The organism is Blastomonas sp. CCH9-A1 (assembly GCF_001557175.1).
Lineage (GTDB): Bacteria > Pseudomonadota > Alphaproteobacteria > Sphingomonadales > Sphingomonadaceae > Blastomonas > Blastomonas delafieldii_A.
Genome location: NZ_LSHM01000004.1, coordinates 1 through 22,110, shown reverse-complemented (window position 1 = coordinate 22,110; position 22,110 = coordinate 1). Strand labels below are relative to the sequence as shown.

Annotated in this window: 17 protein-coding genes; 5 read left to right on the top strand and 12 right to left on the bottom strand. The window is 62.4% G+C overall.

The genetic code is table 11. The features are described from left to right. Nucleotides 1-31: 31 nt before the first annotated feature. The 6 genes from AX725_RS01565 to AX725_RS01540 form a co-directional block, all read right to left on the bottom strand. Entirely contained in the window at nt 32-1,264 is a 1,233-nt protein-coding gene (locus AX725_RS01565; protein ID WP_060980266.1) for an XrtA/PEP-CTERM system-associated ATPase, read from the bottom strand. A gap of 29 nt (nt 1,265-1,293) precedes the next feature. After that, nucleotides 1,294-3,027 (bottom strand): hypothetical protein, encoded by a 1,734-nt coding sequence (locus AX725_RS01560; protein WP_060980267.1) that lies wholly within the window; start codon nt 3,025-3,027, stop codon nt 1,294-1,296. Beyond that, nucleotides 3,024-4,028, bottom strand: a complete 1,005-nt coding sequence (locus tag AX725_RS01555; protein WP_060980268.1) for a P-loop NTPase family protein — start codon at nt 4,026-4,028, stop codon at nt 3,024-3,026. Before AX725_RS01555 ends, AX725_RS01560 begins: the two co-directional genes overlap by 4 nt. Before the next feature lie 14 nt (nt 4,029-4,042). Next, nucleotides 4,043-5,557, bottom strand: a complete 1,515-nt coding sequence (locus AX725_RS01550; RefSeq protein ID WP_060980269.1) for an XrtA system polysaccharide chain length determinant — start codon at nt 5,555-5,557, stop codon at nt 4,043-4,045. A gap of 49 nt (nt 5,558-5,606) precedes the next feature. Further along, a complete protein-coding gene (locus AX725_RS01545; protein WP_060980270.1) occupies nt 5,607-6,251 on the bottom strand; it encodes an XrtA/PEP-CTERM system exopolysaccharide export protein in 645 nt (214 codons plus the stop codon). A 570-nt stretch (nt 6,252-6,821) separates the two neighbouring features. Further along, nucleotides 6,822-8,234 (bottom strand): dihydrolipoyl dehydrogenase family protein, encoded by a 1,413-nt coding sequence (locus AX725_RS01540; RefSeq protein WP_060980271.1) that lies wholly within the window; start codon nt 8,232-8,234, stop codon nt 6,822-6,824. Nucleotides 8,235-8,319: 85 nt separating this feature from the next. Between AX725_RS01540 and AX725_RS01535 the strand changes: the two genes are divergently transcribed. From AX725_RS01535 to AX725_RS01525, 3 genes are all read left to right on the top strand, one after another. Next, entirely contained in the window at nt 8,320-9,375 is a 1,056-nt protein-coding gene (locus AX725_RS01535) for a methyltransferase domain-containing protein (protein WP_060980272.1), read from the top strand. A gap of 267 nt (nt 9,376-9,642) precedes the next feature. Then, complete coding sequence (locus tag AX725_RS01530) at nt 9,643-10,659, top strand: SDR family oxidoreductase (protein WP_060980273.1); 1,017 nt, start codon at nt 9,643-9,645, stop codon at nt 10,657-10,659. Between the two features lie 110 nt (nt 10,660-10,769). Next, nucleotides 10,770-12,206 carry an amidohydrolase gene (locus AX725_RS01525; protein ID WP_060980274.1) on the top strand — a complete coding sequence of 479 codons (1,437 nt, stop codon included), beginning with the start codon at nt 10,770-10,772 and terminating at the stop codon, nt 12,204-12,206. Between the two features lie 129 nt (nt 12,207-12,335). Here the strand turns inward: AX725_RS01525 and AX725_RS01520 are convergent, their stop codons facing one another. The 5 genes from AX725_RS01520 to AX725_RS01500 form a co-directional block, all read right to left on the bottom strand. Continuing rightward, the gene (locus tag AX725_RS01520; protein ID WP_060980275.1) at nt 12,336-13,133 is read right to left on the bottom strand and encodes a crotonase/enoyl-CoA hydratase family protein; all 798 of its coding nucleotides are present in this window, start codon (nt 13,131-13,133) and stop codon (nt 12,336-12,338) included. Further along, nucleotides 13,130-13,756 (bottom strand): 2-hydroxychromene-2-carboxylate isomerase, encoded by a 627-nt coding sequence (locus tag AX725_RS01515; protein ID WP_060980276.1) that lies wholly within the window; start codon nt 13,754-13,756, stop codon nt 13,130-13,132. The genes AX725_RS01520 and AX725_RS01515 overlap by 4 nt, the downstream gene beginning before the upstream one ends. A 28-nt stretch (nt 13,757-13,784) precedes the next feature. After that, nucleotides 13,785-14,474, bottom strand: coding sequence for a glutathione binding-like protein (locus AX725_RS01510; RefSeq protein ID WP_060980277.1), 690 nt, complete (start codon nt 14,472-14,474; stop codon nt 13,785-13,787). Nucleotides 14,475-14,537: 63 nt separating this feature from the next. Beyond that, nucleotides 14,538-15,194: a winged helix-turn-helix domain-containing protein gene (locus AX725_RS01505; RefSeq protein WP_066215514.1), complete on the bottom strand. Its 657-nt coding sequence runs from the start codon at nt 15,192-15,194 to the stop codon at nt 14,538-14,540. Nucleotides 15,195-15,355: 161 nt separating this feature from the next. Then, nucleotides 15,356-16,567, bottom strand: a complete 1,212-nt coding sequence (locus AX725_RS01500) for an LL-diaminopimelate aminotransferase (RefSeq protein ID WP_060980279.1) — start codon at nt 16,565-16,567, stop codon at nt 15,356-15,358. Nucleotides 16,568-16,860: 293 nt separating this feature from the next. On the opposite strand from AX725_RS01500, the gene AX725_RS01495 reads away from it, so the two are divergent. Both AX725_RS01495 and AX725_RS01490 read left to right on the top strand, forming a co-directional pair. Further along, the gene (locus AX725_RS01495) at nt 16,861-18,681 is read left to right on the top strand and encodes a PHA/PHB synthase family protein (protein ID WP_060979838.1); all 1,821 of its coding nucleotides are present in this window, start codon (nt 16,861-16,863) and stop codon (nt 18,679-18,681) included. A 153-nt stretch (nt 18,682-18,834) separates the two neighbouring features. Then, entirely contained in the window at nt 18,835-19,674 is an 840-nt protein-coding gene (locus AX725_RS01490; RefSeq protein WP_060979837.1) for a phasin family protein, read from the top strand. A gap of 223 nt (nt 19,675-19,897) precedes the next feature. On the opposite strand, the gene AX725_RS20815 is transcribed toward AX725_RS01490, so the two are convergent. Next, nucleotides 19,898-21,589 carry a hypothetical protein gene (locus AX725_RS20815; RefSeq protein WP_156442064.1) on the bottom strand — a complete coding sequence of 564 codons (1,692 nt, stop codon included), beginning with the start codon at nt 21,587-21,589 and terminating at the stop codon, nt 19,898-19,900. Nucleotides 21,590-22,110: the final 521 nt, after the last annotated feature.

Sequence of the window (22,110 nt, the reverse complement as noted above, 5' to 3'; positions counted from 1 at the left end):
CTCCCGGCCCCATGGGGCAAAATCATTCCGGTCAGGCTGCCCGGCCCTTGGGCCACATGCCAGCAGAATCGTCTTCGACCCAGCCGACCAGAAGCGCAAGCAAGCGGTGCAGCGTCTGTTGCTGCTCGGCTTGCAGCCTTTCCAGCGCCTCGATCCGCCGGACCAGCGGCTCGACATCGCTGATGGGTGCGGGGCGCGATTCCAGCGCATCGACCCGATCCAGCGCTGTCTGCAACTCCTGCACCAGCAGCGCGCGCGCGTCCTGCTGCTCGGTAGCGAAGGCGCGCACCTCGCGGACGAAATGGTTGAAATCGCTGCGGCTGACCTCCGGAACGGCGGCCGGAGCTGCTGGCGCTGCCGCTTCCGGAGCAGGAGCGACCGGAGCGGCATATTCGGCATGGCGCGCAGCGCTCGCCAGCATCGCCTCGTTCTGCCAGTCCTCGTCATTCATCTGGTCCATCGCCAGATCGGCCAGCACGGCATCGATCAGCGACGCGTCGATCGTTTCGCGATCATCCACCGCCGCCATCAGCAGTACGCGGTTGATCAGCATGTTGACCTTGCGCGGAATGCCGCCGGTTTCGGCAAACAGGCGCCCCCAGACATCTTCGGCAAAGGCCGGGCGTCCGGTCCAGCCGACCAGCTTCATCCGGTGTTCGACATAGGGCTGCACCTCGTGCAGGTCCATGGCGCCCAGATGATGCGTTGCGATGATCCGCTGGCGCAGCTGTTCGAGGCCCGGCGCACCATGCACCATCGCGCGGAATTCTGGCTGACCGAGCAAGAAGATCTGCAGCAGCGGATGGCTGCCGAGCTGGAAGTTCGACAGCATGCGCAGTTCTTCGAGCGCGGGCATCGGCAGGTTCTGCGATTCATCGACCACGAGCAGGCAGCGGCGACCGGCGCGCGCTTCGGTGTGGAGGAAATGCTCGATCGCGGCCAGCGTGCCGGTCTTGTCGAGCCCCGCCGTGGCGACGCCGAAGCTGCTCGCCACCATGTGCAGCAGGTCGTCGCCCTTGAGCTGCGTGGTGACGATCTGCGCTGCCGTCAGCCGCGCCTTGTCCACGGTCTGCATCAGATGCGCGACCAGCGTGGACTTGCCCGCACCGATCTCGCCGGTGATGATGATGAAGCCCTCGCCCTGCGCCAGGCCGTAGCCCAGATAGGACATCGCCTTGCGGTGCGTTGCGCTCTCGAAATAGAAGCGCGGATCGGGCGTCAGCTGGAAAGGCCGTCCGGTCAGGCCGTAATGGGTCTCAAACATGGGCTTTCCCCCTGATCTTCAAGTCAATATTACTGGAACGAATAGCGCAGCGCCAGTAGCGCGGAGGCTACCAGATTGCTTTCGAAGCCCTTGGGATCGAAATAGTCGAGCCCCAGTGCCAGCGTCCCGTTGAAGCGGTTGGTGAAGTTGCGGCCATAAGCGATATTGGTGCCCAGGCCGAGCACGTCGGTCCCGCCGCCATTCAGCACCTGACCGGGACCATTTTCCAGATAATTGGCAAAAATGGTGCCGGTGATGCTGGAACGCGCATCCAGCTGCTTGGCGGCCACATAACTGGCAAACCAGATCTCGTCGATCGTCTGGTCGAAGCCGGCCAGCGCGCCATTGTCCGCTGCGAAGAACTTGCGGCGGCTATAGCCTGCGCCAAAGCCGTGCTGCCAGTCGCCGCTGGTCAGGCTGATCTGCCCGGTGACCCCACGTGTACGGAAGGCCGACGAGGCGACCGACTGGAGCGCGTCATTGAGGCAGTTGCCGCCCCCGCCCACGCCGAAGAAGCACGCGTTGAGGTCGCCGCTCAGCGGATTGCGCGTCGCATCGAACTGCGTGGGCAGGCCCGCCAGATTGTCGTTCAGTCGCGATCCGAAGCCGGCGACCAGATCGTACACCGTCACGTTCGCCGCCACGCGCTGGTTGGGCGTATAGCTGAAGGTGCCGTAATAGGTCAGGCTGTCATAGCGCTTGCCCACCCGCGCTTCGAGCGAGGTGCGGCGGCTGGGGCGCCAGAGCACGCCGACATCCCAGATGAGGCCATCCTGATCGTAGGATAGCAGGCGCGGCGAATTGCGGTTGGTGACAAGCCGTCCGTCATTGCCGACGACCGGGTTGCCTGCGGCATCGCGCACCGCATCGCGTTCCGAAATCTCGATATCCTCATAGCCTACACCGCCGACCAGCGCGAGCGTGGCGCTGACCGGAACGGTGACATCCGCGCGCACGATCTTGTCGTCGAAGCGCTGGTCGAGCTGGCTCGCATCCTCGCGATACCAGCCGCCGCTGACCGACCAGCCGATGGGGAGGAAGCCGCCCGGCTGCTGGCCGATGGCCAGGCTCGCGGCATGGTTGACGCTGTCGCCGAACAGGTCGAGCGGCAGCGCGCCCGCCGGCAGCGCGACGGCATCAGCCTCCACCTTGGTATAGCCGATTCGGTAGAGTGCGTTGACATCGACTGTGCCGACTTGCGTCGCCAATGTCGGGCCGGCATAGACCGAATAGATCTGCGTGACATTGTCCGACCCGCCGATCAGGTTGCTGGGGGCTGCGCCGCGATTGTCGATGCGCGAGCGTATGCCGAGCGCGCCTGCCTCGAGGGACAGCGTGTTGGGGATGATCTGCAGATTGCCGCGCGCGATACCGCTGATCGCGTCCTCGTCGCCAAAATCGTCGTTCCACGAGAAGCGCCGCTCATAGCGAACGCTGACCTGCGCCTCGGCGCGCGAGGTCGCGACCGCCGCATCGACGCCGACTGCGGCCAGGCTGTAGGTCAAAAGGTCGCCGCCATTCTTGAGATCGGCGCTCAGCACCTGGCCGACTTCGAGATAGGGTACGACGACCGACCGGCGGCCATTGGCCAGCCCGCCGCTGCGGCCGCCCTGCCCCTGGCTCTGTCCCTGGCCGATGCCGGGATCGACCCCGCCGCCCTGCTGCGCCAGAGCGGCCTGTGGCATGGCCACCGCTGCCGCCAGCGCGGCCAGCGAAAGGCCCGCCCTGCTACCCTTGAAATCCGACCATCTTGCCATGGTCATTCTCCATATCCGTAATAGGATCCGAAGCTGCGACCCGAGGGGGAGAATTTCACCCCGTTGAGCAGCAGCTGTATCTGGTTGCAGCCGGCAATCAGGCTGAGCGCATCGCGCAGCGCGCGTTCGCTGGTGACATCGGCGCGCACCACCATCAGCGCATGGCCGACATGCTGCGCGATCGTCGCAGCCGGCGATGCCGCGAGCAGCGGCGGCGAATCGAAGATCACGATCCGGCCCGGACGTCCGGCGGTCAGGCTGGCCAGCACCTCCTGCGTGCGCGCCGAAGCGAGATATTCGCTGTCCGTATTGGTTTGACGCCCGGCGGGGAGCACTGAAAGCCCGGGTATGTCGGTCGGGATGATCAGGTCCTGCACGTCCACCGCCGGATCGGCCAGCGCGTCCATCAACCCGCTCTGCCCGGCAATGCCAAGCGAGGACAGGATGCTGGGCTTGGCGAAATCGGCATCGACCAGCACGACGTCATGGTCCTTCTCGGTCGCGATCGAGAGCGCCAGATTGATCGCGCTGTACGTCTTGCCGTCGCCCGGATTGGCCGAGCAGATCAGGATGCGCTGCGCGGCAACGCCGAGGCCTGCATTGATCTCTGCCTGGACGCTGACGAGCAGGCGGCGCTTCACGATGCGGAATTCTTCCGAAATGCTGGTCACCGGACCATCGGGAACGATGAACGCGGATTCGCGCAGCAAATCGCGATCGACCTCGGCAACCGGCAGCACCGGCCCGCGCGGCACGACGGGTGCGATAGTAACCTGCGGCGCAACGGGCGCTGCTGCAGCGGGTGCAGGCGCAGAAACAACCGGCGGCACCACTGGAGCCGGAGCGGCAGGGACTACGGCAGCAGGCGCCGCAACCGGCGCCTCGGGCAGCTTCGGTGCTTCCGGACTCAGAGCTTTCCGGAAATCGTACATCTGCGACGCGCGCTCGATCAGCGAGCGCGGACCTTCGTCCTTGTCGGGCGACTTGATGGGATCGTGCATGGTCATGTCTCTTTCGCCCCTCAAACCACCGAACCGCGCTGGATGAACTCGATGATCAGCAGCACCAGGAAGACACCGACCAGCGCCCCGCCCGAGCCGATATACATGCGCAGCTTGCGCTTGCGCTCGTCGCGCTGCGCCTGGGTCAGCATCTGCGAAATCGATCCAATCACCGGCAGACCCGAAGCTGCCTCCAGCTTGGCCGAGGTAGGATAGCTGGCGCTCAGCTGGCCGAGCGCGAACGCTCCGCCGATGCCACCGGCAATGCCTGCAAACAGCACCGCAGCCAGCAGCAGCGGCCGCTTGGGCGCGATCGGCGTGCGCGGGCTCGACGGCGGCGTGATCAGGTCGAAACGCACCGCGTCGGTCTGCGTCTCCACCTGGCCGCGCAGCCGCACCTGCTCGCGATCGGCGAGCAGCTTGTCATATTGCGCCTTCAGAACCTCATAGTCGCGCGCGATGCGCGCCTGCTCGGCAGCGACACCCGGCTCCTGGATCTGCTTGGCGACCATCGCGTTCATCTCGCCCTGCAGCGAAGCCTTGCGCTGCTGCAGCGCGGAGACCGCCGCCTGGCGCTCGGCCTTCATGCTGACCAGCGAGCTGTAAGCCGGATTGGGCACGCCATAGGCCGTGCTCGCGCCCGCGCCTGCGGCCTTGAGCGCGGCGATCTGGTTCTTGATCGCCTGGACATCGGGATGCTGATCGGTCAGGCCGCGCGCCTTCATTCCGGCCAACTCACCCTGAGCCTGCGCGAGCGGATTGACGGCCCCGGTCGTGCCACCGGCGATCGTCTGCGGCGTCCCGGCAATCTGGCCATTGATCGCAGCCAGCGCGCTCTGCGCGGCGATGAGCTGCGAATCGATCTGGTTGATCTCGACCCGGCCCTGCTCGAGCCGCTGGCTGACCGAGCCGATGCCGGGCAGCATGCCGAGATTCTCGGTCTCGAACTTGACCCGCTTCTGCTCGGCAATCTCGAGTTCCTTCTGCCGCTTGGCGATCTGCTCGTTCAGAAAGCGCAGCGTGTCGCTGGTCTCGCCCCGGCCACCGGCCAGGTTTTCCTCGACGAACAGGTCGATCAGCTTCTGCACCACGGCGCGCGACAGGTTCGCCGCCTCGCCGTCGGAACGACCCGAGGCGGTCATCGTCGCCGAAATCTCGAACAGGTTGCTCTGTTCGGACTTGATCTTGATCGCGCTGCGCAGGCCGTTCACCGCGCCCTCGATCTCGCGCGGGGTCACCAGGCCCTTGCCCAGATCGGTACCGCGCACGACCTTTTCCAGGTTCGCTGCCGAAGTCAGCGTCTGCTGCACCGTGTCGATCTGCTTCTGCTGCTCTGCCGGATTGACGCCGGTATTCTCGGGCAGGATCGACTTGGTCTGGACGAACAGCTTGGCCTGCGATTCATAAGTATTGGGGATCATCGCGACCGCCAGCCAGCCGACGAGACAGATCACCCAGGCGATTCCCATGGCAATCCAGCGGCGTTGCCACACGCTGTGCACCGCGATCCGGAATTCTTCGTACAGGCCATTCATCGGTCAGGCTTTTCTTTCGATGTTGCGGTGCGGGCGGCGGGCCGCGGGCTTAGAACATGCTTTCGGGGATGATGATCACATCGCCGGGCTGCAGCAGCACGTTCGCGCGGCTGTCGCCCTTCTTGATGAGGTCGCCCAATTTGATCGGATATTCCTGCTGGCGGCCCGACACCTTGTCGAAGCGCACCAGCTTGGCGCGGTTACCCGCGGCGAATTCGGACAGGCCACCAACCGCGATCATCGCGTCGAGCAGCGTCATGTTGGCGCGATACGGGATCGAGGCCGGCTTTTCGGTCGCGCCGACGATGCGCACCTGCTGCGAGAAGGTGCCGGCAAAGCTGTTGACGATGACCGAGACGATCGGCTCCTGAATATATTGCGACAGCTGCAGCTTTATGTCCTCGGCGAGCATGGTCGGCGTCTTGCCGACCGCGGGCATGTCGGTGATCAGCGGCGTGGTGATGCGACCATCGGGACGCACCTGCACCTTCGCGCCAAGCTCCGGATTGCGCCACACGAACACCGTCAATTCATCGAGCGGCCCGATGATATATTCCTCGCCGGGCCCATCGGAGAGCGAGACGAACGATGCCGGAGGAAGCTGCGGACCGCTGGCAGTGGACGCGCAAGCACTCAGCAAAGCCGTCGCCGCGAGCGCCGCGATTCCCATTTTCAACAGACGGAACAATCCCATGTCAGCACCTTTTTCGTCGTCCCGCGAATCCCTTGCGCGCGGCAAAAAGCCAGGCCGGGTCCACGCAGATTGGCATCAGCTATGACGAAAAAGGGTGAACATAGCGTTAGTGTTTGATGGCGCAGGCGATTTTACGATGTTGATAGGTCGCGCGGTAACCTTGGAGGTTCGCTGTGGCTCGGCGAGACCGCGCCCGGGCGCACCGCCTCACCCTAACAACATCCGCTCAGCCTGAGCCTGTCGAAGGCCCCGCGCCGACCGGCGCGATATTGCAATCCGTCACCCTGAAATCGTTTCAGGGTCCATTTATCCCCACGCGGCTTCGGCATTTGGGGCACGATGGATCCTGAAACAAGTTCAGGATGACGCAGAGAGTTGGTGGCCGGGTTGCTCATAGCCATCAGCCCCCACCACCCGCTTTCCGGCGAAAGCCGGAATCCAGAGCGACAACATAGCCACCCCGCCCCTAGGCTCCGGCTTCCACCAGAGAGCAGATGCGTTTCGGGAAAGGTTCTCGCGAGGCCTTCGACAAGCTCAGGCTGAGCGGAGCGTGTAAAACGCGATGAAATTCTAGCGCCGCATTTTCGCCAGAAACCGCGCCCATCCCCGCGACCATTTGTTGAACACCTTCGCCTCATCGGACGCGAAGGCCGCTGCCTTGATATGCTCCGAGCGGTTGGGATAGGGCACGATCAGGCTGGCAACGCCGAAGGTCGAGGATTTGCCCGCGATCATCATCGCGATCGGCAGGATCAGGTCGCCCGCGCCGCGCCCGACCACGGTGCCGCCGACGACCTTGCTGCCCTTCTTGACCAGCTTGACGAAACCGGTGACCTCGCGCTCGGTCACCGCGCGGTCGTTATGGTCGAAGTCCTCGCGCCAGACGGTCACCTTGTCACCGAACCGGCGGCGCGCCTCCTCCTCGGTCAGGCCGACCTGCGCGAGTTCGGGGTCGGTATAGGTGACCCAGGGGAGCGCTGCATAATTGGCCTTGGTCGGCACGCCCAGGCTGATCTCGAGCGCGACATTGCCGCCCTCGTAACCGCTGGCATGGGTGAAGCGCGGGCCATCGCGGCAATCACCGATCGCGTAAATGTGTTTCGCACTCGTCCGCCGCCGGGCATCGACCTGGATGCCCCGCTTGTCGTAAGCCACGCCCGCGACCTCCAGCCCCAGCCCGTCGAAATTCACCTCGCGCCCCGTCGCGATCAGCAGGTGCGTGCCGGTGAGCGTGCGGCCATCCTTGAGCCTGAGGACAAGGCCGTCGGCGGTCTTCTCCACCGCATCGCCTTCGGCATCGTGGATGATCTCGACGCCCTCGCTCTGCAGCCGGTCGATGACGATCTTCGCGGCATCGGCATCGTCCTTGGGGAACGGTCGCCCCAGTGTCGCCACCACGACCTTTGACCCCAGCCGCCGGAAGCTCTGCGCCAGTTCCATCCCGATCGGCCCGCCGCCCAGCACGATCAGCCGCTGCGGCAGCTCGGTCAGGTCCCAGACATTATGGTTGGTAAGATAGGGCACCGCATCGAGCCCCCTGATCGGCGGCACAAAGGCGCGGCTGCCCACCGCGATCACGATGCGCGGCGCGGTGTAGGTCTTGCCACCCACCACCACGCTCTTCGGCCCAGTGAAGCTGGCATCGCCGCGCACGACCTCCACCCCCATGCCCTCGAAGCGCTCGACGCTGTCATGCGGCTCAATGGTCTTGATCGCCTGGTGCACCGCATCGTGCACCGCGCGGAAATCGACGACGGGCTCCACTGAGGCCATGCCGAATTCGCTCGCGGTGCGCAGATCGTGCGCGCGGTGCGCGGCGGAGATCAGCGCCTTGCTGGGCACGCAGCCGGTGTTGAGGCAATCGCCGCCCATGTCCGCGCGCTCGATCAGCAGCGGCCTCAGGCCGAACATCGCGAGGCCGCCGGAGCAGACCAGCCCCGCCGACCCCGCCCCGATCACGATCACGTCATGCGTATATCCCATGGACTGCCCTTCGCCTTCAATTTGCCGCTGGTTACCGCAGCGCCGCAAGGCTAGTGTTTGTGCGTCATGGCCAAGGGAATCCAGCATGAATCTTGAAAATTCGCGCGAATATTATGGCAAAGTGCTGTCGGAATCGGCGGACCTGCGCACCGATGCCTGCACCACGGCGGAGCGCCCTCCCCTGGCCGTCATCAAGGCGCTGGCCAATGTCCATCCAGACGTCAAGGCGCGCTATTATGGCTGCGGCCTGATCGCCCCCTCGGCCATCGCAGGCGCGCGCATTCTCGATTTGGGTTCAGGCTCGGGCCAGGATGCCTATATCCTGGCGCAGCTGGTCGGCGAACATGGCGAGGTCGTCGGCGTCGATGCGACGCCCGAACAGCTCGCCGTCGCCAATGCGCATCTCGAATGGCATCGCGAAACCTTCGGCTATGCCAGGTCGAACGTCCGCTTTGTCGAGGGCGATATCGAGAAGCTCGACGAGCTGGACCTCGAACCCGGCAGCTTCGACATCATCGTGTCGAACTGCGTGATCAACCTCGTCGCGGACAAGGCCAAGGTGTTCGCCGATGCGCACCGGCTGCTGAAGCCCGGCGGCGAGATGTACTTCTCCGACGTCTATTCGAGCAGGCGGGTGCCGCAGCATCTGCTCAGCGATCCGGTGCTGCACGGCGAGTGCCTGTCGGGCGCGCTCTATTGGGGCGATTTCCTCAAGCTCGCCAAGGCCGCTGGGTTCACCGACCCGCGCCTGGTCAAGGACCGTCCGCTCGGCATCGGCGATGCGCGCATTGCCGAAATGCTCGACGGTATCGATTTCTTCTCCGCCACCTATCGGCTGTTCAAACTGGGCGATCTCGAGCCCGAATGCGAGGATTACGGCCAGGCGGTGGTCTATCTCGGCACGGTCGAGGGCGAGGAGCGCGTGTTCACGCTCGACAAGCATCACGAAATCGAGCGCGGTCGCATTTTCCCGATCTGCGGCAATAGCTGGAAGATGTTGGCCGACACGCGCTTTGCCGAGCATTTCCAGTTCATCGGCGATTTCTCGACGCATTATGGGGTGTTTGCCGGATGCGGCGGCGGCCTGCCGTTTGCGCAGGCTTCCGGAGAGAATAGCGCGGTTGCGGCGGGTTGTTGCTGAACGGTCAGTTGTCCCCCGTCTCCTGAACCACCCCATGCACTCCACGCCCGCTCAGCCTGAGCCTGTCGAAGGCCTCACGCCGCCCTCGCCTTCGCATCCCTCGTCACCCCCGCGCACGCGGGGGTCCCGCTACTGCGCCACGCAGATAAGAAAGCGGGATTCCCGCGTTCGCGGGAATGACGTGGTTAGACATGGAACCCTCGCGCGGGGCCTTCGACAGGCTCAGGCGGAGCGGATGTGGTTAGCGGCTGCGAAAAGGGAGCGCGGATGCACGTCTTCCTGACCGGAGCGACCGGGCTCGTCGGCGGGGCGCTGGCCGGGGCACTGCTCGATGCCCGGCACCGCGTCACGGCGCTGGTGCGGGGCGAAGGCCGCGACGTGCTCGACATGGACGGACGCGACCGCATCGGCGAGATTGCGGTGGTCCAAGGCGATGTCGCGCAGCCCGGCTTCGGGATGGCCGAACCGCACACCGGGGTCGACCTGCTGATCCATTGCGCCGCCACGGTCGATTTCGCCGCCAGCGATGCGGTGCACGAAGCGGTCAATGTCGGCGGCACCGCCCATGCCATTGCGCTTTCCCGCGCCTGGAACTGCCCGCTGCTGCACGTCTCGACCGCCTATGTCTGCGGCCGCGCCGATGGCGTGATCGGCGAGGAACCCGCCGATCCGCTGGCGAGCTTCACCAACGGTTACGAGGCCAGCAAGGCGCGCGCCGAGGCCTTGGTCGAGGCGGCGCGGCGCGACGGGCTGGTCGCCGCGATCGCCCGCCCGGCGATCATCGTTGGGCGGCTGAGCGATGGCGCGATCGCGCGGATCGACGGTTTCCATCACCTGTTCCGGCTGTTCGGATCGCCGCTGCTGGGCGATGTCCCCGCCGCACCGCAGGCCGCGTTCGCGATCGTGCCGATCTGTCACGTCACCGCCGGGCTCATGGCGATGGCAGAGAACATGGCCGCGTTCGACGGCGTGCGGGTGCATCTGGTCGGGGCCGAGCCATTCGCGATGGCGGACATGCTGCGGATCGTCGCGGATTATCCGGGCACCGTTCCAGCGCGGATGATCGACCCTGTCACCTATGACCCGGCTGCGCTCGACCGCCGCACCGCGATGGTGCATCGTAGGATCGGTCCTCAATTCTTCGACTATTTCCTGCGCAGCCCGTGTTTTGCTGGCGGCAGCTTGCAGCGGATCACAGGGATTGATGCGCCGAGAGTCGACGAGGCAGCTTTCCGGCGGATGATCGATCATTGTGTGAAAGTCGGCTTTCTGGATTGGCGGTAGCAACGACGTCCCGAGCGAAGTCGAGGGACGTGTGCATGACGTCAGCCCCTTGCGCCAACCCTTTGCTTTCAACATGATGCCTCATCCACACGCCACAGGGGCCCACATCCATGAAACATATCCTCCTCGCCACGCTCGCTCTCGCCCTGCCCTCGGTCGCACTGGCGGGCGAGGCCGAAGATGCCGCCACCGCGCAGACGCTGAAAGCCATCGACGCGCGCTATGACGACACGGCGAAAGTCGCGCGGCAGATCTGGGAATGGGCCGAGGTCGGCTACAAGGAGGAACGGTCGAGCGCGCTGCTGCAGGAGCGGCTGAAGACCGCCGGCTTCAAGGTGACCGCCGGCGTCGCGGGCATCCCCACTGCGTTCGTCGCCGAATATGGCAGCGGCGGGCCGGTCATCGCGATCCTGGCGGAATATGACGCGCTTCCCGGCATCAACCAGGACGCGCTGCCCACCCGCGCGCAACTGCCCGGCAAGGGCGCGGCGCATGCCTGCGGGCACAATCTGTTTGCAGCCGGATCCCTGGGCGCGGCGCTCGCGGTGCGCGACTGGCTCAAGGCGACCGGCACGCCGGGCCGCGTCCGGCTGTATGGCACCCCGGCGGAGGAAGGCGGCAGCGGCAAGGTCTATCTGGTGCGCGAAGGCCTGTTCAAGGATGTCGATTTCTCGATCCACTGGCATGCCGATGACGAGAACAGCGCGGCGGCGCGCACCAGCCTGGCCAACCGATCGGCCAAGTTCCGCTTCACCGGCGTCTCGGCACATGCCGCAGGCGCTCCCGAAAAGGCCCGCTCCGCGCTCGACGGGGTCGAGGCGATGAACATGATGGCCAACATGATGCGCGAGCATGTGCCGCAGCAGACGCGGATGCATTATGTCATCACCGAAGGGGGCAGCGCGCCCAATGTGGTGCCCGATTTTGCCGAGGTCTTCTATTATGTCCGCCACCCCGATGCCGACGAGGTACGCCGCATCTGGACCCGGCTGGAAGCAGCGGCGCAGGGCGCGGCGCAGGGCACCGGCACCAAGGTGGAATGGGAGATCATTCACGGCAACAACGCGCTGCTGGTCAACGAGCCGCTGGCGAAGATGATGGACATGAAGCTGCGCCAGGTCGGGGGGATCAGTTACACGCCCGAGGAAACGAGGTTCGCCGAAGGCATCCGCCAGAGCTTCGACAAGCCCGACCTGCCGCTGGGCAGCCAGAGCGAGATCCAGCCCTATGACGTGACTTTGGGCTATGGCTCGACCGATGTCGGCGATGTCTCCTATGCCACGCCGACCGTGGGCGTGCGCACCGCAACCTGGGTACCGGGCACGTCGTCGCACAGCTGGCAATCGGCGGCAGCGAGCGGCATGTCGATCGGCTTCAAGGGGGCGCAGGTCGCCGCCAAGGCGATGACGCTGGCGGCGATCGAACTCTATACCAACCCGGCGTTGCGCGACGAGGCGACCGCGGCGTTCAAACAGGCGCTGGGGCCGAACTACGCCTACAATTCGCTGCTCGGCGACCGCAAGCCGCCGCTCGATTACCGGGATTGAGCTTTATCCGTCATCCCCGATCCGTCATTCCCGCGAAAGCGGGAATCCCGCTTATGCGTAGGGATTGCCTGTAGAAGCGGGACCCCCGCCTTCGCGGGGTGACGACAAGTCATCCCGCGAGGCAGTCACTCAGCTGAAATTCGCCGCGCGCTTCTGCATGAACGCGAACACCGCCTCCATTTGGTTGGGCGTGCGGATGATGTCTTCCTGCAGCACGCTTTCTTCCATCAGGATCGCGTCGGTGTCCATGTCCGGCGTGCGGTTGAACAGGTCCTTGGCGGCGCGGATCGCATCGGGGTTCTTGCCTGCGATCTCGGTGGCGATAGCCATCGCCCGAGCGTGCGGATCGGCGTCGACATGCGTGGCAAAGCCGATCCGGCCCGCCTCTTCGCCGCTGAACTCGCGGTTGGTATAGGTCAGCTCGCGCAGCGCATCGTCGCGCACCGTGCCGCGCCACAGCGCATAGCCGCCCATGTCGGGGATCAGCCCCCAGCGCATTTCCATGATCGAAAGCCGCGCATCGGGCGCGATGATGCGCATGCACGCGCCGGACATGATCTGTAGCCCGCCGCCGAAGCACACGCCATGCACCGCCGCGATCACCGGCATCGGCAGCTTGCGCCAGCCGAATGCCACCTGCTGGAACTTGTTGGCATTGCCATAGGTGCGGTCGGTGAGCTTGGAGGGCGCCGAGCCATCCGATCCGCCCGCAGGCGCGGTAAAGCTCGCCATGTCGAGACCCGCGCAGAACGAGCGTCCCTCGCCCGACAGCACCACGGCGCGCACGCCCGGTTCCTTTTCCAGCCGGTCGATGGCACCGATGATGCCATCGAACATCGCCGGGTCCAGCGCGTTCATCTTGTCCGGGCGGTTGAGCCGCACATCGGCGACATGGTTTTCGATGGTAATGCTGACCCGGTCGTTCATGAAACTGCCTCTCCGTTGCGCTTGAGTGCCTGCTCCACCAGCGGGAGCTGATCGTTGCCGAAATACATATCGGTGCCTCTCACGAAAATCGAGGGCGATCCATAGCCGCCGCGCGCCACAAGCCGCTCGGTATTGGCGCGCAGACGGTCCTTGACCGGCTGGCAGTTCGCCGCCGCGACCAGGGCTTCGCCATCCATGCCGATCGCATCGGCGACCGCCGCTATTTCCGTCGCGTCATCGAGATTGCGCTGCTCGACGAAATAGGCGTGGAATGCGGCCTCGGCAAAGCGTTCGAGCGCCGCCTGATCATCCTCCAGCGCGCAGCAGGCACGCATGGCATTGACGCTCTTGAGCGGATGCCACGGCGCGGGGAATTTCAGATCCACGTCGGCCAGCTTCGCCCAGTCGCGCATCACCTTGCCCATATGACGGAACTTGGGGCTGTCCATGGCCTCGCGCGCGGCATAGACCGACGGGTTCACGGCGTTGAACACCCCGCCGACCAGGATCGGCGTCCAGCGGATTTCCGCACTGTGCCGCGCGGCGAGCGGGCGGATGTTGTGGAAAGCGAGATAGGTCCAGGGGCTGGACAGGTCGAAGCAGAATTCGATGGCGTGGGTCATGGGTTATCCTTGGGGCATAGACTTGCGCTCAGGTCCTGATCCCGAACAGCGTTTCGCGCACCTTCGCGTCCGCCTGCGGGTTTCGGTTGATCGCGTCCTTCATCACGTTGAGGCCCGCCTGCAGCGCCGGGCGCGCGCGGCATAAAGCATACCACCGCTTGATGTTCGGATAATCGTCGAGCGTGATCTCCTGGCGCTTGTGCGTCATGATCCAGGGGAAGATCGCCATATCGGCGATGGTGTATTCGCTGCCCGCGACATGGTCCGCCTCGCCCAGCCGCCGGTCGAGCACGCCATAGAGCCGCGCGGTTTCGCGCTCGTAACGGTCGATGGCATAAGGCAGCTTTTCAGGGGCATAGAGCTTGAAATGGCCGTTCTGTCCCAGCATCGGCCCCAGCCCACCCATCTGCCACATCAGCCATTGCATCACCTGATAGCGAGCACGCAGGTCGCTCGGCATGAACTGCCCCGATTTCTCCGCGAGATAGAGCAGGATCGCGCCGGTCTCGAAGACGCTGACCGGATCGCCGCCGCCTTCGGGGGCATGATCGACGATCGCCGGGATGCGGTTGTTCGGGCTGATCTTCAGGAATTCCGGTGCGAACTGCTCGCCTGCGCCGATATTGACCGGGCGGACCGTGTAAGGCAGCCCGCATTCCTCGAGCATGATCGATATCTTCCACCCATTGGGTGTCGGGGCGTAATACAGATCGATCATGGCCTCTCCCGCGCAGATTCGCATTGCGTCTTGCAACCGACCATAATCGATGCGCGCGACGTGTCACCCCCCGGATGCGGATGCCCGGACAAGACGATAACCGCGATGCCGCACCGTCTCTATCCAGATACGATCTGCCATCCCGGCGAGCCTGCGGCGAAGCTTGCAGACATGCACTTCGACGCTGTTGGTGCCCGGATCGAACGGGGTCTGCCAGATGGCGTGGAGCAGATCGTCGCGGCTGACGATCTCGCCCGCATGGCGCACCAGCGCCAGCAGCAGATCATATTCGCGCGGCATCAGCGACAGCGTCTCTCCCTGCCAGCGCACCTGGCGCAGGCCGGTGTCGAAGGTGAAATCCGCAAGCCGGATATGCCCCTGCAGCGCTGCATTCAGCCGGGCAGCGGCCTTCATCCGGGCGGCAAGTTCATCCGGACCGACCCGCGCCGAAATGGCATCGTCGGCCCCGGCCTCGATCAGGCGGGCGCGGGTGCCGCTGGTGCCGGCGCCGACGAACAGAAGCGGGGCCGATCGCTGGGGAATGTCATCGATCCAGCTCTGCACGACGGCGCGGCAGCGGGCATCGCACAGCACGGGGCGATACCGCACGCGCGCCGGTCCGTCGAAATGCGGCTGCGCATCGATCCTGAAGCGCGCCAGCGCCAGCGCCAGGCGTTCCAGCTCGGTGCGATCGCTGCCCACCAGCAGCCAGGGTGGCATGGAGCCGTCCCTGGTTGCGGGCGCGGTCGACAGCGCTGGTCGATAGTGCACGTTCATAACGACCCCCTGGCCGATGCTGCGGTCTCGGGGGCATTAAACCGCGTTCATCGCGCGAAGGGGAGCACAGTCGCGTCCGAAACGAACCTACCCTGCCATCGCGATCAGGAGCCGACCGCCTGGCCCGGCGTGTTGACGCCCATGCTGGCGAGATAGCGCTTCACGTTGCGCGCGGCCTGACGGAGGCGCTGCTCGTTCTCGACCATCGCGATGCGGACATAGCCCTCACCGTCCTCGCCATAGCCGACGCCGGGTGCCACCGCGACCTTGGCGTGCTGCAGCAGCTGCTTGGAAAATTCGAGGCTTCCCATATGCTTGAGCGCGGGCGGCAGAGGAGCCCAGGCGAACATCGAGGCGCGCGGGGCCGGGATGTCCCACCCTGCCCGGCCGAACGCATCGATCATCACGTCGCGGCGCTTGTGATAGAGCTCGCGGTTCTTCTGGACGATATCCTGCGGGCCGTTGAGCGCCGCGCAGGCCGCCGCCTGGATCGGCGTAAATGCTCCATAATCGAGATAGCTCTTCACCCGGGTGAGCGCCGCGATCAGCTGGCGGTTGCCCACGGCAAAGCCCATGCGCCATCCGGCCATCGAATAGGTCTTCGACATCGAGGTGAACTCGATCGCGACATCCTTGGCACCCGGCACCTGCAGGATCGAGGGCGTCGGGCAGCCATCGTAATAGAGCTCGCTATAGGCAAGGTCGGACAGCACCCAGACCTTGTTCTCCTTCGCCCAGGCGACCAGCCGCTCGTAAAAGGCCAGATCGACAACCTCTGCGGTCGGGTTTGACGGATAGCCGACGACCAGCACCGAAGGCCGCGGAACGGTGAACGCCATCGCGCGGTCGAGCGAGCGCCAGTAATTCTCATCCGGAGTCGTCGGCACCGAGCGGATCGTCGCGCCCGCAATGATGAAGCCAAAGGTGTGGATCGGATAGCTGGGATTGGGCGCCAGCACGACATCGCCCGGCGCGGTGATCGCGGTGGCGAGGCTCGACAGGCCCTCCTTCGAGCCCATGGTCACCACCACCTCGGTCTCGGGATCGAGTTCGACGTTGAAGCGGCGCGCATAATAGTTCGCCTGGGCGCGGCGCAGGCCGGGAATACCCTTGGACTGGCTATAGCCGTGCGCATCCGGCTTCATCGCGACTTCGCACAGCTTCTCGATGACGTGCGGCGGCGGCGGCAGATCGGGATTGCCCATGCCGAGATCGATAATGTCCTCTCCGGCCGCTCGCGCCGCGGCCCGCATCGCGTTGACTTCAGCGATCACATAAGGCGGCAGGCGTTTGATGCGGTAGAATTCGTCGGACATAAGGATTTCGCTTTTCAGTTCTCCGTGAATGGAGCGGCATCCTTGACCTATGTGCGCGCGCGTGTCGAGCAAAAGCGGGCAAGAGCAACACAGCTCCCCTCCCTTCAAGGGAGGGGCCGGGGGTGGGCAAGCGAGGTCGAACCGATGCTGGCGCAGACGACCCACCCCTAACCCCTCCCTGGCCAGGGAGGAAACCGTGCGTATTGCAAGCGCCGCGATCCGTTTATCAGGGACTTATCTTTGCTTGCCGCGGCTGCTAACAAACGCAAAAGCATCGACAACGAGAGGCCGCCATGTCCGCCGATACCGATTTCACCCCGCCGGGCCTGCCCACGCTGGAAGAGATGCAGCACTGGACCTGGGTGTTCGGCCGCGCGCAGCAGATGATGCTGGAGCACGCCGCGACCATGGCGCAGCAGATGGCGCAGAAGGACCTGCCCCAGCTCACCGACCCGGCGGCGTTCCAGGCGAAGCTCCCTGCCTGGATGGGATCGATGCCGCAGGCGATGCTCGATGCGCAGGCTGATATGTGGCGCGACGGCATGACCTTGTGGCAGGGCTTTATCGGCGCAATCACCCCGCCTGCCCTGATCGCCGAGCATGAAGGCGGCCCGCCCGCGACGCCGGCGCAGGTGCCCGAACTGCGCAGCGACCGCCGCTTCGCCGCGCGCCAGTGGCACGACAACCCGGTCTATGCGCTGATCCAGCAGAGCTATCTGATGGTGAGCGAACAGATGCTGCGCGTCGCCGACCGGCTGGAAGGGCTCGAGCCCAGGCAGAAGGAAAAGCTTCGCTTTGCCCTGAAGGGCATGATCGACGCGTCGAGCCCGGCCAATTTCGCGCTCACCAACCCGCTGGTCATGGAGAAAATGGTCGAGAGCAAGGGCGAGAACCTGTTGAAGGGGCTCGACCACATGCTGTCCGACATGCGCAAGGGCCAGCTCACGCATACCGACCCCAATGCCTTCGAGCTCGGCCGCAACATCGCGGTAACGCCGGGCAAGGTCGTGTACGAAAGCCCGCTGTTCCAGCTGATCCAGTACGCGCCCGCGACCGAGGAGGTGGTGGAGACGCCGCTCGTCATCTTCCCGCCCTGGATCAACCGCTTCTACATTCTCGATCTCAACCCGCAGAAGAGCTTCGTCAAATGGGCGACGGAGCAAGGCATCACCGTGTTCATGGTCTCGTGGAAATCCGCCGACGAGAGCATGGCGGACGTCATCTGGGACGATTACGTCAAGGCGCAGATCGAGGCGATCGATACCGTGCGCGACCTGCTCGACGTGCCCTCGGTCCACACCATCGGCTATTGCGTCGCGGGAACCACGCTGGCGGCGACGCTGGCACTGCTGGCGAAGCGCGGCGAGGCCAATCGGGTCAAGTCGGTCACCTTCTTCACCGCGCAGGTCGATTTCGAAAAGGCGGGCGATTTGACGCTGTTCGTCGATGACGAGCAGCTCGCGCTGATCGAGCAGCTGGGCAGCCCGGGCTATCTCGACGGGCGCTATATGGCCGCGACCTTCAACCTGCTGCGCGGGCGCGACCTCATCTGGAACTATGTGATCAACAACTATCTGCTCGGCGAGGATTATCCCCCGTTCGACCTGCTCCACTGGAACGGCGACACCACCAACCTGCCCGCCAAGTGGCACAAATCGTATCTGAAAGACCTGTACCGCGACAACCGGCTGGTCCAGCCCGGATCGATCGTGATCGACGGCACGCCGATCGACCTCAGGCTCATCCAGACCCCGGCCTATATCCAGGCGGGGCGCGAGGATCATATCGCGCCGCTTGAAAGCGTGTGGCGGCTGAACGAGGCGCTTTCCGGCCCCACCCGCTTCGTGCTCGCAGGCTCGGGCCATATCGCGGGCGTGGTCAACCCGCCCTCGATGCAGAAATATCAGTACTGGACCAACGACGCGCCTGCGAACAGCCTCGAGCATTTCGTCGCAGGTGCGAAGGAGACGAAGGGCAGCTGGTGGCCCGACTGGATCGAATGGCTGAAGGCGCATGGGCCGAAAACGGTCAAGGCCAAGGGCGCGCGCATCCCCGGCAAGGGCAAGCTGAAAGCCATCGAGGATGCGCCAGGACGCTACGTCAAGGCCCGCTGACCGGCTTGCGGCGGCTTGCGGGCTGCGCTATAAAATCACCATCAGGTTATTGCGCTCGCCCGCCTTTTGTGCAGTGCAACATTTTCCTTGACGTCAAGCCGGTCGATCACTATTGTGCAGTGCAGCATGAAGCAGCACGAGAGTGAGACCGCAATGTCCAATCAAAGCAAACAGCCCGCCGTCGGAGACGCCGGCAAGGCCTATGCCGCTGCCGCGAGTGCGAAAGCGGAAGCCGCTCCGGCGGCTCCCAAGGCCGAACCTGCCAAGGCTGCCGACCCCGTGGTCGCGCCGAAGGTCGCCCCGGCTGCGGCACCTGCCGTAACCCCGGCGCCCGTGGCGGCGAAGCCTGTCCCCGCAGCCAAGGCAGAGGCTCCCAAGCCTGTCGCCAAGGTCGCGGAACCAAAGATGGCCAAGCCTGCCGCCAAACCGGCAAAGCCCAAGACCACGATCAAACAGTCCGCAGTTCCAGCATCACCGGTCGCCGCCAAGGCCGCCGCACCCGCAATCAAGAAGGAATCGAAGATCATGACCACCGCAGAAACCATCACCACCGAAACCAAGAAGGCCGCCGAGGCGATGACCGAGCGTCTGAAGAGCCTGATGGGCGACATGTCGACCCGCGCCAAGACCGCCTATGAAAAGGGCACCGAAATGGTTTCGCAGGCCAGCGAGTTCAACAAGGGCAATGTCGAAGCCCTGGTCGAATCGGGCAAGATCGCTGCCAAGGGCGCGCAGGAAATGGGCCAGGCCTATGCCGAAGACGCCAAGAAGGGTTTTGAAGAGCTGACCGCGGCGCTCAAGGAAATGACCACCGTCAAGTCGCCGACCGAGTTCATCGAGCTGCAGACCAAGCTGGTCAAGAAGAGCTTCGACACCGCCGTCGCCCAGACCTCGAAGAACAGCGAAGCGTTCATCAAGCTGGCCGGCGACGTGTTCCAGCCGATCTCGAACCGCGTCAGCGTCGCGGTCGACAGCTTCAAGAAGGCCGCGTAAGCATCACGCCCCTTCCCGCTGGGAAATGAAAAAGCCGCTCCGGGTGACCGGGGCGGCTTTTTTTGGTCGCCTTTTTCAGGACACGGCAATGGAACTATCGAGATGCCGTTAACACATCTATTCGAATATTCGCGGAACTCAAAAGGGGTTGCCCCGAAGGACAACCCCCAACAGGTGCGTTGCACAGAGCTTGCACCATGCTCTACGGCCTAATATGGGGCCATTAATCGCGTAGGTCAACCCCCCTCTCGCCACGATGCAAGAATGATCCGAACGCGTCTTGATATTCTCTTGACATAGCTCTGCCAAAAAAATGGTTAACTAAATAATTTAGAATAAAAAACATAATCAGAGCCAGCCACGACCACGCTCCAGCTAAACCCCACCATTGGATAAACATAATCACGATCACAGCGGGAGCAAAAATAATCCGCATAATTTTTATTGACATCAAATGCTTGTTATTCTTGAAAAAAATATCAACTCGATTATTTTCCAGCGGAGAGTCCATCACTTCTGAATAAATTCTTGCCATAACATTTGTGTCTGCAAAGTAGTTTGTATGAGCATCGATTGGAAACATTTTTGATCCAGGCAAGACCTCAATATTTTCAATTGCATCGCGGCGCTCTGAAACTCTTTTTCTTAGAGAGTGCATAGACGAGCTAACAGGATCAAACCTAGACCAAAAATTTACAACCTTTGATTTACCCGCTATCCCGTCAAACCGAAATGGAGGCAAAGATATTGACAATCTCTTCTCTTCGGCAATTCTGTTATATCGATGTGAAAACGTCTGATCTGCTTGAAAATAGAAAAATATAAGATCTAGTGGCGATCCGACTGTAAATAGCGTTTTGAATTTATGGAGATAAGTCTCACCCCCTTGTCGCGCCAAAGACTTCTCTCTAGCGCCCTCGCGCAAAAGCGACTCTGATGCAATACACGATCCCAAACTATGCGAAACTATAGTTACGCCTGCACAATCTTTATGGCTAGCTACTTTTCTAATTAATCGTTGAGAATAATGCACTACTCGCTCACGATTTACAAATTGATTATTTCGTTCACTATCTAGTGTCCATGAAATTATATCAAATAAGTACCTCCTGAACAACGACATTGCTATTAGTAAAGTAATAATGAGAATAGCTAATACCGACCCAATTTGAACGAGTTCATACTGCGCATCCCCAGGTCCAATCGGAGGCAGCAGATCAATCACGCCAATTGCAGCCAAAAAAACGAAATATATAAATAAAACCGGAGCAATAGTTACAAAAATGATTTGAAATATATGTTTCGATAACAATCTTACAAAGCTTGAACGCCAATTAATCGCCGCTTTAACCAGTTTCTCCGATTCATGCTTTGGGTATTTTACAGATAAATAATTTTTAAATTCCCGAAATGTACCATTTTTATAATCCCCTCTACTTTCCCAATTTTCGAAGTCACGGTACGCCCTTTCGATTTTTTCAATGACCCCCTTGTTTGAGTAGTTTTCCCCCATTTTAAATAGACTTAATATTCTAATTGCTGGATAGGATCGCCAAACTGAAAACGCAACCTTAAATGGAGAGAAAACACGCCCCATGAACCAAAAAAAAGTTTTCAATATGCCGAAGCTTGATCGGGATTCTGGAACCCAATAAGCTTCATAAACTCGAACAATTCTAGTTACTCGCGGACTACCATTTATTTCGACAATTTTTTTAAATTCAATATAATTTGTTACATCATCATCGCCAGCAAACAACTCTGATTTATATTTGAAATTTCTCGGCTTCCCTGCAACATTTTTACTCTGTCGCTGCCCGTACAGATCAAAATGATCTAAGAAATTTCCAAGAGACATGTGACGCCGAGGACTGCCTATCCCGTGATAATATATTATTGCGTGGTGCTTTTTCATCAATCACAACCCACTCTATAGTTATAGCAAAGCGATACCCTTTGATTCATTCGAATTATACGTTTATAGAACAATCAAAATCCAATTATTGCTGATACTTCACTAAAAATCTATCTTAATCATTGCTCGCCAGCTCCCATATTCTGACCTAACGGAGCATATCCCTCAAGGCTCCGGAGCCCCGCCACGCGCCTAATCATCGCTAGTCCGCGCTTTTACCGCTGGCATTTGCTAGATGCCATGCTCGCCTACAATCTTGATCTCGCCAATGCGCTGCCGATCTACAACTGGCTGTTGGGCACCGATCGCGCGCCGGAGCATCACGATGCCTCCGGGCGCCCGCAGCGCAGGCGCGCCTGATACCGCTTTCGTGGCGCTGTGGTTGTACCAGTTCCGCGAGTAGGCGCGGATGATCCGGGAGGCGGCGGGCGACCGGCGCGTTCTGAAAGCGACCCCACTGGTTCCTCTGGAAGATGCCTGAATGCGTCAGCGCCCAAAAAAAGTTTGATCCACCTCAATGA

Excerpts from the sequence above, each read along its gene's own strand:
- AX725_RS01565 (WP_060980266.1), bottom strand. The coding sequence starts at position 1,264 with ATGTTTGAGACCCATTACGGCCTGACCGGACGGCCTTTCCAGCTGACG.
- AX725_RS01560 (WP_060980267.1), bottom strand. The coding sequence starts at position 3,027 with ATGACCATGGCAAGATGGTCGGATTTCAAGGGTAGCAGGGCGGGCCTT.
- AX725_RS01555 (WP_060980268.1), bottom strand. The coding sequence starts at position 4,028 with ATGACCATGCACGATCCCATCAAGTCGCCCGACAAGGACGAAGGTCCG.
- AX725_RS01550 (WP_060980269.1), bottom strand. The coding sequence starts at position 5,557 with ATGAATGGCCTGTACGAAGAATTCCGGATCGCGGTGCACAGCGTGTGG.
- AX725_RS01545 (WP_060980270.1), bottom strand. The coding sequence starts at position 6,251 with ATGGGATTGTTCCGTCTGTTGAAAATGGGAATCGCGGCGCTCGCGGCG.
- AX725_RS01540 (WP_060980271.1), bottom strand. The coding sequence starts at position 8,234 with ATGGGATATACGCATGACGTGATCGTGATCGGGGCGGGGTCGGCGGGG.
- AX725_RS01535 (WP_060980272.1), top strand. The coding sequence starts at position 8,320 with ATGAATCTTGAAAATTCGCGCGAATATTATGGCAAAGTGCTGTCGGAA.
- AX725_RS01530 (WP_060980273.1), top strand. The coding sequence starts at position 9,643 with ATGCACGTCTTCCTGACCGGAGCGACCGGGCTCGTCGGCGGGGCGCTG.
- AX725_RS01525 (WP_060980274.1), top strand. The coding sequence starts at position 10,770 with ATGAAACATATCCTCCTCGCCACGCTCGCTCTCGCCCTGCCCTCGGTC.
- AX725_RS01520 (WP_060980275.1), bottom strand. The coding sequence starts at position 13,133 with ATGAACGACCGGGTCAGCATTACCATCGAAAACCATGTCGCCGATGTG.
- AX725_RS01515 (WP_060980276.1), bottom strand. The coding sequence starts at position 13,756 with ATGACCCACGCCATCGAATTCTGCTTCGACCTGTCCAGCCCCTGGACC.
- AX725_RS01510 (WP_060980277.1), bottom strand. The coding sequence starts at position 14,474 with ATGATCGATCTGTATTACGCCCCGACACCCAATGGGTGGAAGATATCG.
- AX725_RS01505 (WP_066215514.1), bottom strand. The coding sequence starts at position 15,194 with ATGCCACCCTGGCTGCTGGTGGGCAGCGATCGCACCGAGCTGGAACGC.
- AX725_RS01500 (WP_060980279.1), bottom strand. The coding sequence starts at position 16,567 with ATGTCCGACGAATTCTACCGCATCAAACGCCTGCCGCCTTATGTGATC.
- AX725_RS01495 (WP_060979838.1), top strand. The coding sequence starts at position 16,861 with ATGTCCGCCGATACCGATTTCACCCCGCCGGGCCTGCCCACGCTGGAA.
- AX725_RS01490 (WP_060979837.1), top strand. The coding sequence starts at position 18,835 with ATGTCCAATCAAAGCAAACAGCCCGCCGTCGGAGACGCCGGCAAGGCC.
- AX725_RS20815 (WP_156442064.1), bottom strand. The coding sequence starts at position 21,589 with ATGAAAAAGCACCACGCAATAATATATTATCACGGGATAGGCAGTCCT.